This window comes from Alteromonas sp. DYW1, assembly GCF_059752595.1.
The window spans coordinates 1,519,625-1,536,466 of record NZ_CM186038.1 but is presented as its reverse complement, the minus strand read 5'-3'; the positions used below and the strand labels follow the sequence as shown (position 1 = coordinate 1,536,466).

Below are 16,842 nucleotides of genomic sequence, written 5' to 3'. Positions count from 1 at the left end.
TATCACTAAATGCAATATGCTGTCAGTGTAGATCAAAAAAAAGACAGGTCAACATTTACTTGCCTAATGTCAACAATATGATAACGTTGAAAATCCGCTGAATTCAATTTAACCGAAACAGTGAATTTCGGACTGCAGACTTGTTTGATGCGTTCGACTACGGTTAATAGTAATCGCGCACGGTTGGCAAGCTCACCACCCCATTGGTCGTTGCGTTTATTGGTTAACGGTGACAAAAATTGCGCGAGTAAGTAACCGTGCGCCGCATGCACTTGAACGCCATCAAATCCTGCCTTCTCAGCCAACAAGGCAGTGGTTGCGAAACGCTCGATAAGATCAGCTATCTCGGCCTCGCTCATTGGCTTGGGTTGGGTAAATAGATTGGAGTGCTTCCCCATGTTCAATGCAACATCAGAGGGTGATAACACTTTCCCTCCCATTTTCTTGAATACTTGGCGCCCAGGATGATTAATTTGCATGATCACTTTGGTATTATTCTGCTGTGCAATTTCCGCCAAGGCTTGAAAGGACTCTAATGGCGTTCCCTGCTCTAATACAACCCCACCAGGGCCGGTCATGGCCAAATGATCAATCATCACATTGCCGGTAATAATCATACCAACTCCACCTTTTGCCCACTGCGCGTAGAGTTGTTGCAGCGCTTTACCGGGTAACTGTTCGGCCGTCGCGAGATTCTCTTCCATTGCAGCTTTCACGATGCGGTTTTTAATGGTCAGGCCACTGGCGAAGGTAAAGGGTTGTTCGATTAAGTTCATTATCGTATTCGTGTTTGTTCTGAATAACGCTACTATATGTTTCAAGTAAGCGTTGAGGTCAACAGCAATATGCAAATTCGTGTCTCCTTAATGCGACTTTTCACCGCCAATACATGCGTATAGATAATCATACTTATCAGACCACCTTCGCTTGCTACAATCGCGCAAATTTTAATCACGAGATCAATATCCATGTTGAAAAAGATTTGTTCCATTTTACTAATCACCACTATTACTGCGACAGCAAATGCTAACCTCATTGTTAACGGTAGCTTTGAAGATAACGCCGTAAATCCAGGCACCTGGCGTTGGTTTAACGCAGCCAACGTCAATGGTTGGTCAGGCAGTAACATAGAGATTTGGGATGACTTCTTAGGTGTTACCGCTGTGGAAGGCGCTCAGTTTGCTGAGTTAAACGCGCATGCCAATAACGGGCAGCAATTCACCATTGCACAGAGCTTTAATACAACAGTTAACAGCCTCTATGACTTGTCGTTTTTCTATCGCGCACGACGCTCAAATAACGAAGCGTTCCAGGTTGCATTATCAAATGGCCAATCAAACTTCTTTGAACAGATTATGACGGACCACGTGGTTGGGGAGTGGTCGTTCTTTAACGCCACATTCCGCGCGGCATCAAACACCACAACGCTACTATTTTCTTCGGTACAACCGCACTCAGGCACCGTTGGTAACTTTCTTGATAATGTTGTGGTAACCGGTTCGCCAACGACTTTGCGAGCACAGCCTGTGTCTGAGCCAGCCGCGTTTACATTACTGGCAATGTTTGCCGGCCTATTCTTGATGCGTTTAAAAAAGCGTCAAGTCGCCAAAAAATAACGCTAAGTTCTTCAAAGTCGTTAGAATTTCAGTCCCTTCCTGTGTTAGACTATGCGGTCTGGGGCTGATTAGGATTCGACAGGATTTGAGACGCTTTAGGTGCATGCAGAGGTGCGGTTTGCCTCTTTAAAAAGCCGCAATTAAATAGTCGCAAACGACGAAAACTACGCACTAGCCGCTTAATAACCGGTATAGGCCCTTCTACCCCAGCCTCTGTCCACTAGGCGGGGAATTGGAAGGTCATAAAAGTGGAATAGCGAGGGAAACTTGTCTAAGGTTGAACCGCGAAACAGTATTAGGCCAGCTGCAAGGAAATCCTGTTTGTCGGAGTTCCAAGTAGTTAAATAAAAGACAAAATAAGCATGTAGTACCGACGGTAGACACTTTCTGGACGCGGGTTCAAATCCCGCCAGCTCCACCAAATACAAAACCCGCGAATTCGCGGGTTTTCTGTTTTTATTGCTACTTAAATTTTATGTTTACTTATTGAGCTCCCACATAATTTATCGCGAAGTATTTCTTCCTGCATGAATTATTTGCTATGTTAGGTTCTAAGCAAATCAACATGATCGGTTTATGCTGAAACAACTAAAGCCCTTTGGCTTACTGTGCTGTCTTTTGAGTGCTGTTTGTACCTCAACATTGGCAACTGATAATTCGGTTGTTATTGTGGATCAAAACGGCAACCCAGTGCCTAATGCGGTTGTTGCTTTTCCAAGCAAGGTAAAGCCTGGTAGCGATCTTGACGTTGCCATAATGGATCAAGTTGATAAGCAATTTTTGCCGCGCGTTCTTGCGATCCAAAAAGGTCAAGCCGTTAAATTCCCAAACAGTGATGATATCCGTCATCACGTCTATAGTTTCTCTCCTGTGAAGCGTTTTGAAATCAAGCTTTATACGGGTTCAGACGTAGAACCAATTGTCTTTGAAAAGCCCGGTATTGGTGTGCTCGGTTGTAACATCCATGACGATATGATCGGGCATATATACATTGCAGATGGCGAAGCCACTGCCGTTACCGATGAGCAAGGGATTGCAACTTTTACCAACACAGTCCCCACTGAAGTGAATGTGTGGCACGCCGATATGTCAATCGATGGTTCGTTAAAGGCTAAAGTTACCCTGTCGAGCATCAGTGATCGAAATACCGGTGTTGTTACGTTAATAGAGCGTGAAACCAAGAAAGAAAAACGCACCTTCGGCAGTAGAACCTTTGGACGACAAAATTAACCGTGGCCTCTCATTCCCTTAATAAACATATCTTTAGGCTTAGCGCTGGCCTCGTTCTATTATGTACGCTGGCGATTTTGTTGAGTGTTTGGTCAACCACGATTCAACATGCTAAGCGCCAATTATCAGAAACTCTAGAAGTTGCTGAATCCGTGGTGATGGAGGTACTGCAAGGGCGAGAAGATTTGCTGTTTAACTCTGCCAATGTATTGACCTCTGATTTTGGCTTTCTCGATGCTATTTTCACCAACGACAATGCCACCATTGCCAGCACACTCGAGAACCATGGCGGTCGTGTGGACGCTGACTTGATGGCCTTGCTATCACTATCGGGAGAAGTTACCAGTAGCACCACTGACGGATTACCCACAGGGAGTGCCTTTCCCTACCCCAACTTAATTGAGCAAACTCTGCAACAAGGTGGAGCAAGCTCAATGATTTTAGTTAATCAACAGCTCTATCAGGTGCTTGTTGTTATTGTTGAAGCACCGCAGCCGCTTGCCATTGCCGTTGTTGGTTTTCGCATCGATGCAGATTTTCTGGCTCGCTTAAAATCCATTACTTTATTAGAAACCACCATTACCGCGATGCGTGGTGAAACCATGTTATTTGAGCGGACCACGCTAAATGATCAACAAGCGGTATTTAGTGATACCACGAGCGTTGATGATCTGTCTTGGTTATCGTTTATTCTGCTCAACCAGGCCAATTTGATTTCACAACGCGTGCCATTGATGAGCAATGACTTGCTGCAGGTTTCCTTGGGTTTATCCGAAAATAGCCAGCGTCTGTTTTCTGAATTTAGCCAATTACAATTGCAGATCAGTATCATCGCGGTCCTCTGTTTAATTATCTCACTGTTGTTAGGTGCTGCCGTTGCTCGGCGGCTGTCCAGTCCACTGAAACGCTTATCTGCAATTACCCAACGGATCGCTGGTGGAGATTACGCTGAACCGATTGAAATAAGTTCCAGTACTACCGAGATCGCGGAACTGTCCAGTTCGTTTTTATCTATGCAAAGCAACATCAAGCTGCGCGAAGAACAAATCCAATTTCAAGCGCAACATGACTTGCTAACTGGCTTATTTAATCGCTACCGCATTACCGATATGCTGAATCACTGGTTTACTGAACAACGACAATTTCAGGTCATTGGTATCAACATTCTTGGTTTTCGCGGGATCAATGATGTCTTCGGTCATCATAACGGCGATACTTGTCTGAAAGTTGTAGCAGAACGATTATCAAGTATTGGCGGTACCGCTGCCCGCTTGAACGGCGGCGAATTTCTCTGGTTACCGGATAATCCAGTTGATGACGCGACCTTGCAAAACGTGCAGGACAAATTGCAAACCCCTATCGAAATTGAAAGTGTGGTCATTCCTCTCAGAATGTCGTTGGGCGAGGTGCACTGCCCGGAAGATAGTGATAGTTCAGCTATTCTCCTAAAACGCTTAGCGATCACGCTGGATCAGGCACGCTCGGTGGTAGGCAACCGAGTTCGTTACAATGCCGACTTTGATGCGCAATATACCCGCCGCATTACCATCATCACTGAATTGAAAAAAGCGGTAAAATCCAACACCTCAGAGCTATCCTTGGCATATCAGCCAAAACTGGAATTATCTACCGGCAAAGTGACTCACGCTGAAGCTTTGATGCGATGGAACAGCAAAGTGCTTGGCTTTGTGCCACCGGATGAGTTTATTCAAATTGCGGAACAGGCTGGTCTTATTGGGGCAGTCACTGAATGGGTGGTTGAGCGCGCAGCCATGGACGCTCAGTATTTTAAACAACAGTCTATCGAACTTTGTATTGCGATTAATCTTTCCGCCAAAGATATCCTTGATCCAGCTCTGCTGCCCAAAATCCAAGCACTGATTAAGCGCTACCAATTGAACGAAACCCAACTGGCTTTTGAGATTACAGAAAGTGACTTAGTCACCGACGCAGATAAGGCTGTGAGCGAATTGAATATCTATCGTGAAGCTGGCTTTACTCTGGCCATCGATGATTTTGGAACTGGCTACTCTTCACTGGCTTATTTAAAAAGTTTACCGGTCACTGATTTAAAAATAGACAAAAGTTTTGTACTCAATCTTGACTCCAATGAAAACGATCAACAAATAGTGCAAACCATCATCGGTTTGGCACACAGTTTTGGCTTGAGCGTGATTGCCGAAGGTGTGGAAAACGCACGCAGTCTAGAGATGCTGCACCGCTGGCATTGTGAGTATATTCAAGGGTATCACATCTGTCGCCCACTACCGCGCGATGACTTTGTTCAATGGCACAATGAAAATGCCACAACCAATTGGCTACATTAATGATGAAACTCGTTAAACAACTGGCCATGCTAGCCATGGCAAATTGCCTTATTCAGCCTGCTATCGCGGCTGATGGTAAACTGGTGGGGACCGCAGGACTCATCCAAATTGAGGGTACTGGTGGCGGTGGCATTGTGCCGTGGGCTACCCTAAGTGGGTATGATTCACGCGATCAAATCTCAGTCAGTGCAGTCTCGACACAAGTTGATATTGATGATTATCGACTAAATGTGCTCGGCATCTCAGCCTCCTTCTTTGATCGAGTAGAAATCAGCGCTGCGCATCATCGTTTTGATTTGAAAACCCTCGGCGGTGACATTAAACAAAATGTCTTCGGCCTAAAATATCGCGTGTATGGTGATGCTGTCTATTCAACCTGGCCGCAACTAAGTGTTGGTCTCCAGCACAAGCGGCTTGAAGATAAAGCGGTTGCCGCACTCGTCGGCGCCAAATCCACGACCAGTGGAACCGATTTTTATGTTGCTGCTACCAAGGTACATCTCGGCGCTATTGCTGGTTACAACGCAGTTTGGAATCTAACCGCGCGTGCAACAAAGGCGAATCAATTGGGCCTACTGGGTTTTGGTGGCAATGCCAATGATAACTACGAAATCATGCTGGAAGCGTCAGCTGGCATCTTACTCTCGCGGCATGTAGCGATTGGCGCTGAGTACCGACAAAAACCCGATAACCTCGGTCTTGGTGAGGAAGATTGGTTGGACTATTTTGTTACCTATATCCCCAATAAACACTTCGCCTTAACCCTCGCATGGGCAGAGTTAGGTTCAATTGCAGGCGCTGAAGACCAAAATGGCCTGTACCTCTCAATCAATGGACAATTATGGTGAACACAATGGTAAAAATTTTCTGTATCGCTACGCTGTGTTTGCTAACTGTTGCTTGTGCCAGCCGTTCATCGTCTGTTTATGAACAGCTTGGCGGAAGTGAAAAAGTGACTGAAATTGTTGAAAATTTTGTGCTCGAGATTGAGCAAGATCCTACAATTCTGGCCTACTTTGAAGGTGCGAATATTGACCGATTTATAGAAAAACTCAGCGAACAAATCTGCCAACGCACGGGCGGACCCTGTGAATATACTGGTGACTCGATGGCACAAGTGCATGGTGGCATGAACATCACTGAAGCAGATTTTAACCGCACCGTGGATCTATTGATCAACGCTATGGATCGAGCCGATGTGCCGCACCGATTACAAAATCAGGTGCTCGCCGCTCTAGCACCTACCCGTAAGGAAATGCTGTATTTATAATTTCTTTTTGTTTTTTGTCCTCAAGCGTATTCGTCAAACGTTAAGGAGATGCACAATGAGCTGCAATAACTAAGAAAAAATACAAGAATGGGAATCCTGGATGACTGATGTGCGCCAAATGCTCTTCACCGTATTTGGCTCATCTACAAATCTATGCGCCCCCTTGCAATAGTAAGCTTCAACACACCTAACCTGACTATCATTCATAAAAAACTGATGTTTTTAAAGTTTTTATGAACATTTTACCTGAGTAATCACGTAGCAACTAGAACATGCAACATCACGTTTTGGCAACTACGCTTGTACAACGTGATCAAAATGAAAAGGATGGCTCATGAGTAATAACAGCTTGAACACAAAAAACAATCTTTCAATCAACGGTCAGTCCTATGACTACTATGATCTCACTTCACTGCCTGACCAAGATACTATTAGCCGCCTCCCCTTTAGTTTACGCATCTTGCTGGAAAACTTGCTACGCCATGAAGATGACTTGCACGTTACCCGCCAGGATATAGAAGCGGTTATCAATTGGGATCCTAAGGCGAAGCCTAGCCAACAAGTCGCTTTTGCTCCAGCACGTGTGGTACTACAAGATTTCACCGGCGTTCCGGCGATCGTCGATTTAGCTGCCATGCGTGATGCCGTTATCGCACTGGATAGTGACCCTGACAAAATCAATCCATTAGTGCCGGTTGATCTGGTCATCGACCACTCAGTCATGGTTGACTATTTTGGTACCGAGGATTCGCTCAGGAAAAACACCGCACGAGAGTTCGAACGTAATCAAGAGCGTTATCAATTTTTACGCTGGGGGCAAACGGCCTTTTCAAACTTCCGCGTTGTGCCCCCAGGTACAGGAATCGTGCACCAAGTGAATTTAGAGTATCTTGCCCATGTTGTAATGCAAACCACTACTGACGGAAATCCTATTCTCTATCCTGATACTCTGGTAGGAACTGATTCGCATACGACCATGATCAACGGACTGGGCGTACTCGGCTGGGGTGTCGGTGGCATTGAAGCCGAGGCAGCTATGCTCGGTCAGCCCATCAGTATGTTACTACCTGAAGTCGTTGGCTTTAAACTAGAGGGGGCTTTACCAGAAGGTGCGACAGCAACTGATTTAGTGCTCACCGTCACCCAAATGTTGCGCGAGCGCGGCGTGGTAGGCAAGTTTGTCGAATTCTTTGGTGACGGTCTTTCAAATCTGCCACTGGCTGATCGCGCAACCATAGCCAATATGGCCCCTGAGTATGGCGCCACCTGTGGTATTTTCCCGATTGATCAGGAAACCCTAGAATATATGCGGCTAAGCGGTCGCGAGCAAAGTCAAATTGATATTGTTGAGCACTACGCTAAGGCCCAAAATCTATGGCGTGAAGATGGCCAATCTGCACCAAACTATTCGGATACTTTGGTGCTGGACATGAGTGAGGTAGTGCCAAGCATCGCGGGGCCGAAGCGCCCGCAGGATAAAATCGCGTTGGAAACGGCAAAATCTGCATTTGTTGAGCATATGCAGTTGCAAGGCATTGAACTGGATGACAGTACCCTAGCCCGATTCGCTGATGAAGGCGGCGCGACCGCCGTTGGCAAGGAACAGACGCCTGGCGTAGAGACCTTTGAACTCAATGGCGAAACTCACCGTTTGAAGCATGGTGACGTGGTCATTGCAGCGATCACGTCTTGTACCAATACCTCAAATCCTGACGTCATGATTGCTGCAGGTCTGGTGGCTAAAAAAGCTCGCGAATTAGGCTTACAACCAAAGCCTTGGGTCAAAACCTCTTTGGCACCGGGTTCGCAAGTGGTTCCTGCGTACCTTGAAGCTGCGGGAGTGCTCGATGACCTGGAAGCGCTGGGATTTAACGTTGTCGGTTTTGGTTGTACCACCTGTATTGGTAATTCAGGGCCGTTACCAGAGCCCATCAGTGCAGCAGTTCAGCGCGGTAAACTCACTGTCAGTTCAGTGCTTTCCGGTAATCGCAACTTTGAAGGCCGGATCCATCAGGATGTGCGGGCAAATTATCTAGCTAGCCCACCACTGGTTGTCGCATATGCCCTCGCTGGCACCATGACTCTGGATTTAACAAAAGAGCCGATTGGTAGTGATAAAGATGGGCACCCAGTAATGCTCAAAGACATTTGGCCAACACGCGCTGAAATCAACGAAATAGTGGCAAAATCTCTTAATGCCGAGATGTACAAGAGCCGCTATGCTGACGTCTTTGAAGGCACAGAGCAATGGCGTGCACTACCAAGTCCGAGCGGCAAAACCTACACGTGGCCAGATTCCACCTACGTTAAGAATCCACCGTTTTTTGATGGAATATCAGCGCAAACGCCAACATGTAATGAAATCAAGAATGCTCGCTGTATCGTTAAAGTGGGCGATTCTATTACAACTGACCATATCTCACCTGCTGGTGCAATCCAAAGTGATAGTCCCGCCGGTAAATATCTGCAAGCCCAAGGTGTCGAACCCAAGGATTTCAATAGCTTAGGCTCACGGCGTGGCAACCATGAAGTAATGATGCGCGGTACCTTTGCGAATACTCGTTTGCGCAATCAACTAGCGCCAGAGACCGAAGGCGGTTACACCCGATACCTACCTTCGAATGAGGTCATGAGTATTTATGACGCTGCTATGCAATATGCCGATGATAAAACTCAATTAGTGGTTCTTGCAGGCAAAGAATACGGCACAGGTTCGAGTCGCGACTGGGCAGCCAAAGGCACTAAGTTGCTCGGTATCGAAGTGGTTATTGCAGAGAGTTATGAACGCATCCATCGTTCTAACTTGGTAGGCTTTGGGGTTTTACCTTTGCAATTCGCTGACGGTGATTCAGCGGCATCTTTAGAACTTACTGGGGAAGAAACCTTTGCAGTTTCGTCACTGGCGGATAAACCGCAGCGAGTGACCGTGACAGCGACGCGAACCGATGGCAGCTCCTTGGAATTTGAGGCTACCGTACGAATTGATACGGCAAGTGAGTGGCAGTATTACCAACACGGCGGTATTTTACACTATGTTCTGCGCAATTTAGCCGCCTAGTACTTAGCAAAACGACTGTGAGGATCTTACAAGCGCCCGTGAAAGAATTACGGGCGTTTTTCTTTACCGGTTGAAAATATACGGAACAGACTTACCAATTACTCATAAATTCATAATGTTACGAGACTTATCAGCTTGGCGTAATCCCTGCTTTTAGTTATTAAACTACTAATTAAGGAGATAACTATGTCTAATGATATTCGTGAAAAATTTTGGTTGGCCCTTGCGCAAAGTCCCAATGTAATGATCAGCTTAAATAAAAATGCCGACCATGCGATTCCCTTTAGAGCACAACTTGATGAGGAGGCTGAAGGCTGCTTTTGGTTTTTTACTACTCAAGACAATCGCGTCGCGGAAGGAGGCAAAACCAGTGCCCAATATAGCAGCAAAGATCATCAATTATTTGCGTCCATCAGGGGCCGACTTAGCGAAGAAAAGAACACTGAATTGATTGATAAGTATTGGTCAAATCAGGTTGAAGCATGGTTTAAAGAGGGTCGAGATGATCCCAATTTACGCCTTATGCGCTTTGATTTAGACGACGCGGAAGTGTGGACGGTGGACCCGTCCCTCGCCGCAATGATTAAATTTTCCACTGGTGCTACTGTAGAGCCTGAAGAAACAGGCGAACACGAAAAATTAGCGTTTTAATGGTTTAAAAAAACGGCGCACAACGCGCCGTTTTACCATTGAGTTTAAAATTACCAAATCTTAACGCGTTCTTCTGGCGCTAAGTAAAGCGCATCCTCCGGTGTTACATCAAACGCGGCGTACCACTCAGGTACGTTGCGTACTGCACCGTTGGCGCGAAACTTAGACGGTGAATGTGGATCAGTTTCGATCCGCACTCGTAATGCTTCGTCACGATATTGATTGGCCCAGACTTGACCATAGCCAAGAAATACCCGTTGAATGCCAGTAAAGCCATCCATTACTGGAGCTTCTTTACCATCTAAGGACATCTGATATGCCTTAAGACCAATACTGATACCACCAAGATCCCCAATGTTTTCACCAAGGGTAAACTCACCGTTCACAAAAAGTTCCGGTAAAGCTTCAAACTGATTATATTGCGCAATCAGATCACCGGTACGTGCATTAAACTCGTTACGATCTTCTTCTGTCCACCAATTGCGCATGACGCCATCACCATCAAAGGTACTACCCGCATCATCAAATCCGTGGCCAATTTCATGCCCGATAACCGCACCGATACCGCCGTAATTAACCGCATCTTCTGCTTGCAGGTCGAAAAATGGTGGTTGCAAAATTGCTGCAGGGAACACGATTTCATTGGCTGGCGGATTGTAGTAGGCATTGACCGTTTGTGGAGTCATTCCCCACTCGGTCTTGTCCACTGGTTTGCCTTGGCGCGCTAGCATTTCAGCATACTGCCAATCCGCTGCTGCTTGCATGTTACCAACCAAGTTCTTGGCATCGATATTTAAATCAGAATAGTCTTTCCATTGATCAGGATAGCCAATTTTAACCGTGAATTTTGAGAGCTTATCTAACGCTTGTGCCCGTGTTTCATCGGTCATCCAATCAAGTTCTTGAATACTTACTTCATACGCTTTGATCAGATTATCAACCAGCTCCTTCATGCGCTCTTTAGCTTCAGGTGGAAAGTGACGCTTCACATAGACCTTACCGATCACTTCACCCAATGTGCTATCTAGTACGCCAGTTGCCCGACGCCACATTGGACGTGGCTCTTCAACACCGCGCAACGCCTTGGAATAAAACTCAAAGTTGGCCTTATCAAACTCCTCGGTCAGGATGCTTGAAGCACCTTTAAGTACACTCCAACGCAAATATGTTTGCCAATCTTCGATGGCAATCGATTGGATCAGACCGTCAACTTGCTTGAGGTAGTCCTCTTGCATAATGATGAGTTTTTGCGGCGGGTTGAACTCACTCCCGGCAATGTAACGATCCCAATCAAAGGCTGGCATTAAGGCTTTGATTTCATCCATGCTCAAGCCTTGGTAATTTCCTGCCCAATTGCGCGTTTGTTCTTTTTTCATGTGTAACGCAGCAATACGTGATTCAATGTCATACACCGTTGCTGCTTTCTCTGCTGCTGCGTCTTCCCCAGCTAGGGTGAAAATCGTCGCTAAGTGTGCTTTATAGGCTGCTCGAATCGCTTCTGAAGCATCGCCTTCTTTAAAGTAGTACTCTCGATCAGGCATACCCAATCCATCCTGCCATATATACAGGCCGTACTCTTCTGGAGACTTAAAATCAGCGTACTGGAAGAAGCCGACTGGCACTTGCCACTGATAACGATTGGAGTAGCCAAAAAATTCTGCCAAGTCACTATGCGACTGGATACCTGCAATCCGTTCAAAAGCCGCTTTAAGCGGCGTTAAACCCAGAGCATTGCGCGTATCCATATCCATGTAAGACGTATACATGTCGCCAACTTTCTGTTCGTCAGAACCATGCGGAAAACTGCCATTAGCAGACTCGCGAATAATTTCGATCACGTCTTCTTGAGCATCATCGGCTAACTTTGAAAATGCACCATAGGTTGAGCGGTCGGCGGGAATTTCATTATTCTTTAAGAACGTACCGTTAACATAATTGAAGAAGTCGTCACCTGGATCGACGCTGAGGTCCATATTTTCAAGAAAAACACCTGAACGCAATTGTTGCTCCTGCTGCTCTGCACTGGTTGCAGCTGTTGCGGTTTCTTGCGGCACTGACGTGTTGGGGTTACACGCTGACAATGCGAGTGATGTCGCGATCGCCAACAAACTGATCTTGCCTTTCATATCTTTCCTATAGAGTAGTTGTTATTATGCAAAAGACGTATTGATGTTTGCTGTGCTCAGTGGCAAAGCAAAGATCAACACGCCAACGTTATTTTGTCACTTTTTTGCGATTGACGCAGGTAAATTCACAGTTTGTAACATGTTTGTTTGGCCAAACTCGATTATAACCGTCGACGCTGGCGTTAAGAATTACATTCAGCATCATGGTGAATCGCCGTGCAATCGAAGTAAGCGCACTTTGAGGATTAATTTGTGACCGACAATACCCCTTCCATCAATGAAGAATCTGAACACCTATTAGAATTACGCCACTTGAAAATGGACGACTTTGCTGACATCAAAGAGTTGATGGATGTGGTTTATGCTCAAGTTGGCGGGGCGTGGACGTTAAAAGAGTATAAGGCACAGATCTCCACCTTTCCCGAAGGTCAAATTTGTATCGAGGATAAAGGCAAAGTTGTGGCTGCTGCGTTTGCGGTTATTGTGGATTATGAGCAATTCGGTGACAAGCACACCTACGATGAAATAACCGGTGATGCGTACTTAACCACCCACGATCCTAATGGCGATGTATTGTATGGGGTGGATATTTTTGTATCACCTGAGTATCGCGGTATGCGACTGGGGCAGCGCTTATATGAAGCGCGCAAGGAACTGTGCCGAAATCTTAACCTGAAGTCGATCATTGCAGGAGGCCGGATCCCAAATTACTCAAAACATGCGCACTCAATGACGCCGTATGAGTATATTGAGCAAGTGAAATCAAAAGATATTTACGATCCAACTCTTACCTTTCAGATCTCCAACGGCTTTGAGGTTAAACAAGTACTCAAAGCCTACCTCCCAGAGGATAAAGCGTCATTAGGTTATGCCACCTTATTACAGTGGCATAACATCTATTACGATGCAGAAAAACCGAGCCTGATTGGCGGCAATAAATCAACGGCGCGTGTCGGCTGTGTGCAATGGCAGATGCGCTATTTCGAAAATGTTGAAGAACTCCTCCAGCAAGTGGAATATTTTGTCGACGCACTGAGTGACTACAAATGTGACGTTGCATTGTTCCCCGAATTCTTTAATGCCCCGTTGATGGGATTAAGCCCATCCGATAGCTCGATTGATGCGATTTGGCACTTAGCGACTTATACCGAAGAGATTTTGACCGCAATGTCTCACCTAGCGGTGAGTTACAACATCAACATTATCGCCGGTTCAATGCCAGTGATCGAAGATGATGAATTATATAACGTCAGCTATCTTTGCCACCGCGATGGGCAAATCGAAAACCAACATAAACTGCACCCCACGCCGCATGAAAAAGAAGACTGGATCATGAAAGGTGGCAATCAGCTTACTGCCTTTGATACTGATTTTGGCAAGATCGGTGTGCTGATTTGTTACGATGTCGAGTTTCCTGAACTCGCGCGCTTACTCGCTGATCAGGAAATGCAGGTACTGTTTGTGCCGTTCTGGACCGACACCAAAAATGGCTACTTACGTGTGCGTCGTTGTGCACAAGCCAGAGCGATTGAAAACGAGTGCTACGTCGCGATCGCTGGCAGTGTTGGTAACTTGCCCAAGGTCGATAACGTTGATATTCAATACGGGCAAACTGCAGTGTTCTCGCCATCTGACTTTGCATTTCCGCATGATGCTATCGTCTCAGAGACTACCCCCAATACCGAAATGACCCTTATCGTAGATTTGGATTTTGATAAGTTAACCAAACTCCAAAATGAGGGTTCAGTGCGTAACTTCCTTGATCGTAGGCGCGATTTATATCGCGTTGAATGGATTGGCAATAGTGACGACTAAACTAGCCTGAGGCATTGTAAACACGGGCGGCATCGGGCTATCATGCCGCTATAACTAATAACATTTTTCAGAGTGCTGTTAACGAATGAGCAATAGAAATGATGATGATTTACCACGCATCATGTTAGACGAAGAAGACCGTCGTGGATATCAACAAAAAGCGAACCCCTCCGCAGCCGGCGTAAGTCCAGCTCCGTCACCGAGCAGTACCGCTTCTGCTGGTACCTCAAGTGGCAATGGTCTGGCGGTTTTCGCATTGCTCTTAGCGCTTGGCGCAGGCGGTGCTGCTGGCTATTTATACATGCAGCTACAACAACAGCTGAGTGCGGCAAACGCAGCTGAAGCACGGATTGCTGACCTAGAAAACCGTTTGTCGGCAACGGGTGAAGATTTAGGTGAATCCACCGTCGCGTTGCAAGTTAAGGTATCTGAATTATCTAACCGTGCCGAAGAACTTTGGGACCAGATGGATAAACTTTGGGCCTCTGCTTGGCGGCGGAATCAAAAAGAAATCGGTGACCTCAACACCAAAGTCGACGAACAAGTAACCGCTCTCCGCTCAACAGCAAATGCGGCGAATCAAAGTGCGACTGCCAATAAGCAGAGTATTAATGGCATGCAAACGCAAGTTGAAAACGTCGCTAGCGAACTACTCGCAATTAATGTTCAGCTCGAGCGTCTAGCGGCAGCTAATGGGCAAGGTGAGCGCGATCTCAAGTCCACCACAGAAAAGCTTAGGCTGCTGGAGCAACGTAACGCAGCGCTAGTTACGCGGATTGGACAATTAGAGACTGAAATTCGTGACTTAGCCACACGCGTCGCGAGCGGTGCCACTAACCCTTAAGTAAATATGGAACGCCGGCTTATCACCGGCTCCAGCAAGATTACTTTCACTTACAAAAAAAGCGCCTCGCGGCGCTTTTTTATAGATTCGACATCAGATTAACGACGTAGACCTAAGCGTTTGATCAAATCAGTATAACGCTCTGCATTTTTACCTTTAAGGTAATCTAGCATCTTACGACGTTGGCTAACCATACGAAGCAAACCACGACGTGAGTGGTGATCTTTTTTGTTGCTTGCAAAGTGGCCTTGAAGCTTATTGATGTTGTGCGTAAGTAAAGCAACCTGCACCTCTGGTGAACCAGTGTCGCCTTCTTTGGTTGCGTAGTCAGCAATGATTGCTGCAGTTTCTTGTTTAGTGAGCATAGGATTCTCCTAATGAGTTTATCGAACGAGCCGACCGATCACTAATTCAGCCGAGCTCAAAAGAGCGCGTATTATAGCGATGTACAACTACAACGCAAGTATTTGCTGGAGTATTTTATCCGGCTACGACCTGATCGCTGGATTGAAATACCACTAAGCGTTTAGGGGTAACAAACGTATGTTCTGCAAATAAGCGTGGAGACTGGTCACGCGCACATTCAATGTGCTCTCCAACACCAATAAAGCGAGCCGGTTGGCCAGCTTCATTGCGCTGATACACCCGAATATAACTACCTAACGCACAATCCAATTGACAACAAATGCTCTGCCCACGCAGAAAACGTTCACCCTCAGCGTTATCTACTTCCATAATCGCAAGGTCGCTGGCAGCCGCATCCATTGGCAGCAATAAACTATCCAACCCAGAGAAGTCACCGTCATTCGCTTGCTCTGCGAGTGTGGCCAACTCGGCGAGGGTGTACATGGGCTCATCGGCATAGTGCGAAACAGCCACCCGGTGCAACTTAGAAACGAAGGCACCACAGCCGAGGGCCTGCCCCATGTCATCGACTAAAGTTCGAATGTAAGTGCCCTTTGAGCAATGCACTCGCATGGACGCATTTGTCCCATCAAAACCCGTCAGTTCCAGCGCATAAATCATGATATCACGCGCCTCACGCTCAACGCTTAGCCCTTTACGGGCATACCAATACAACGGCTTGCCTTCGTGTTTCAGGGCTGAATACATGGATGGTACTTGCTTCGAAGGCCCAGTGAATCTTGCAATAACGCTATGTAAATCTTGTTCTGAAAACTCAATGGGATGCTCGGCAACAATCTCGCCATCCGCATCTGACGTTGCAGTGCGTACACCGAAAGTAGCCGTAACCTCATAGGTTTTATCCGCATCCAAAAGAAATTGCGAAAACTTGGTTGCCTCGCCCAGACAAATTGGCAACATACCAGACGCTAAAGGATCCAACGCGCCGGTATGACCTGCTTTAGCCGCCTTATACAAACGTTTGACCTTTTGTAGCGCATCATTTGAGGATATTTCCAACCCTTTGTTGAGCATTAACATCCCATTGACCGCTCGCCCTTTATTTCTGCGCCCCACTAATTGTCCTCATCAGAGGATTTCTTACTGGCACGACGCTCATCGTCAGCAATGGTTTGCGAAACTAGGTTAGCAATACGTATTCCCTCGGTTAGGGAAGTATCACGAACAAAATGAACCGCTGGAACTGAGCGCATTCTGACTCGTTTGGCTAATAACGAGCGCACCATTCCTTTGGCGTCTTGCAACAGCTTTAAATTGGCTTCAACAACCGCTTGGTCATTTTCATAAAAGGTTACAAACACCTTGGCATGCGCTAGATCGCGCGATACCTCAACACCGGACACGGTCACCATAATCAACTCGGGAATGCGGTGCTTTACTTCGTTTTGTAGAATACTAGCAACTTCTTTGTGGATCTGCTGTGAAACGCGATCAGTACGTGAAAATTCGCGAGCCATACATTACTCCTATCTGGTTGGT

At 46.4% G+C, this 16,842-nt stretch carries 13 protein-coding genes, 1 other RNA gene and 1 pseudogene; 10 read left to right on the top strand and 5 right to left on the bottom strand.

The features are described from left to right. Positions 1-83: 83 nt before the first annotated feature. Positions 84-779: pseudogene (locus AC121Z_RS06820) on the bottom strand (oxidoreductase); the annotation flags it as partial. A gap of 189 nt (positions 780-968) precedes the next feature. On the opposite strand from AC121Z_RS06820, the gene AC121Z_RS06815 reads away from it, so the two are divergent. From AC121Z_RS06815 to AC121Z_RS06780, 8 genes are all read left to right on the top strand, one after another. After that, complete coding sequence (locus tag AC121Z_RS06815; RefSeq protein WP_498127623.1) at positions 969-1,616, top strand: DUF642 domain-containing protein; 648 nt, start codon at positions 969-971, stop codon at positions 1,614-1,616. A gap of 60 nt (positions 1,617-1,676) precedes the next feature. Beyond that, positions 1,677-2,037, top strand: a transfer-messenger RNA (tmRNA) gene (ssrA, locus tag AC121Z_RS06810). 155 nt (positions 2,038-2,192) lie between these two features. After that, positions 2,193-2,846 carry a methylamine utilization protein gene (locus AC121Z_RS06805; RefSeq protein WP_498127622.1) on the top strand — a complete coding sequence of 218 codons (654 nt, stop codon included), beginning with the start codon at positions 2,193-2,195 and terminating at the stop codon, positions 2,844-2,846. 80 nt (positions 2,847-2,926) lie between these two features. After that, the gene (locus tag AC121Z_RS06800; protein ID WP_498127620.1) at positions 2,927-5,173 is read left to right on the top strand and encodes a putative bifunctional diguanylate cyclase/phosphodiesterase; all 2,247 of its coding nucleotides are present in this window, start codon (positions 2,927-2,929) and stop codon (positions 5,171-5,173) included. Between the two features lie 26 nt (positions 5,174-5,199). Next, positions 5,200-6,021: a DUF3034 family protein gene (locus tag AC121Z_RS06795; RefSeq protein ID WP_498128169.1), complete on the top strand. Its 822-nt coding sequence runs from the start codon at positions 5,200-5,202 to the stop codon at positions 6,019-6,021. A gap of 5 nt (positions 6,022-6,026) precedes the next feature. Continuing rightward, positions 6,027-6,443 carry a group I truncated hemoglobin gene (locus AC121Z_RS06790; RefSeq protein ID WP_498127618.1) on the top strand — a complete coding sequence of 139 codons (417 nt, stop codon included), beginning with the start codon at positions 6,027-6,029 and terminating at the stop codon, positions 6,441-6,443. Between the two features lie 334 nt (positions 6,444-6,777). Further along, positions 6,778-9,501: an aconitate hydratase AcnA gene (gene acnA, locus AC121Z_RS06785; protein WP_498127616.1), complete on the top strand. Its 2,724-nt coding sequence runs from the start codon at positions 6,778-6,780 to the stop codon at positions 9,499-9,501. 186 nt (positions 9,502-9,687) lie between these two features. Next, positions 9,688-10,152 (top strand): pyridoxamine 5'-phosphate oxidase family protein, encoded by a 465-nt coding sequence (locus AC121Z_RS06780; protein ID WP_498127615.1) that lies wholly within the window; start codon positions 9,688-9,690, stop codon positions 10,150-10,152. A 50-nt stretch (positions 10,153-10,202) separates the two neighbouring features. On the opposite strand, the gene AC121Z_RS06775 is transcribed toward AC121Z_RS06780, so the two are convergent. Beyond that, on the bottom strand, positions 10,203-12,278 hold the full coding sequence (locus AC121Z_RS06775; protein WP_498127614.1) for a M13 family metallopeptidase: 2,076 nt from the start codon (positions 12,276-12,278) through the stop codon (positions 10,203-10,205). A 318-nt stretch (positions 12,279-12,596) separates the two neighbouring features. Here AC121Z_RS06775 and AC121Z_RS06770 point away from each other — a divergent pair, with 318 nt between their 5' ends. Together AC121Z_RS06770 and AC121Z_RS06765 are read left to right on the top strand one after the other, a co-directional pair. Beyond that, on the top strand, positions 12,597-14,093 hold the full coding sequence (locus AC121Z_RS06770; protein WP_498128168.1) for a bifunctional GNAT family N-acetyltransferase/carbon-nitrogen hydrolase family protein: 1,497 nt from the start codon (positions 12,597-12,599) through the stop codon (positions 14,091-14,093). 85 nt (positions 14,094-14,178) lie between these two features. Beyond that, the gene (locus tag AC121Z_RS06765; protein ID WP_498127612.1) at positions 14,179-14,937 is read left to right on the top strand and encodes a hypothetical protein; all 759 of its coding nucleotides are present in this window, start codon (positions 14,179-14,181) and stop codon (positions 14,935-14,937) included. 98 nt (positions 14,938-15,035) lie between these two features. On the opposite strand, the gene rpsO is transcribed toward AC121Z_RS06765, so the two are convergent. The 3 genes from rpsO to rbfA form a co-directional block, all read right to left on the bottom strand. Continuing rightward, the gene (rpsO, locus tag AC121Z_RS06760) at positions 15,036-15,302 is read right to left on the bottom strand and encodes a 30S ribosomal protein S15 (protein WP_498127610.1); all 267 of its coding nucleotides are present in this window, start codon (positions 15,300-15,302) and stop codon (positions 15,036-15,038) included. 115 nt (positions 15,303-15,417) lie between these two features. Then, positions 15,418-16,419, bottom strand: a complete 1,002-nt coding sequence (gene truB, locus AC121Z_RS06755) for a tRNA pseudouridine(55) synthase TruB (RefSeq protein WP_498127609.1) — start codon at positions 16,417-16,419, stop codon at positions 15,418-15,420. Then, a complete protein-coding gene (rbfA, locus tag AC121Z_RS06750; protein ID WP_498127607.1) occupies positions 16,419-16,820 on the bottom strand; it encodes a 30S ribosome-binding factor RbfA in 402 nt (133 codons plus the stop codon). The genes truB and rbfA overlap by 1 nt, the downstream gene beginning before the upstream one ends. Between the last annotated feature and the right edge of the window lie 22 nt (positions 16,821-16,842).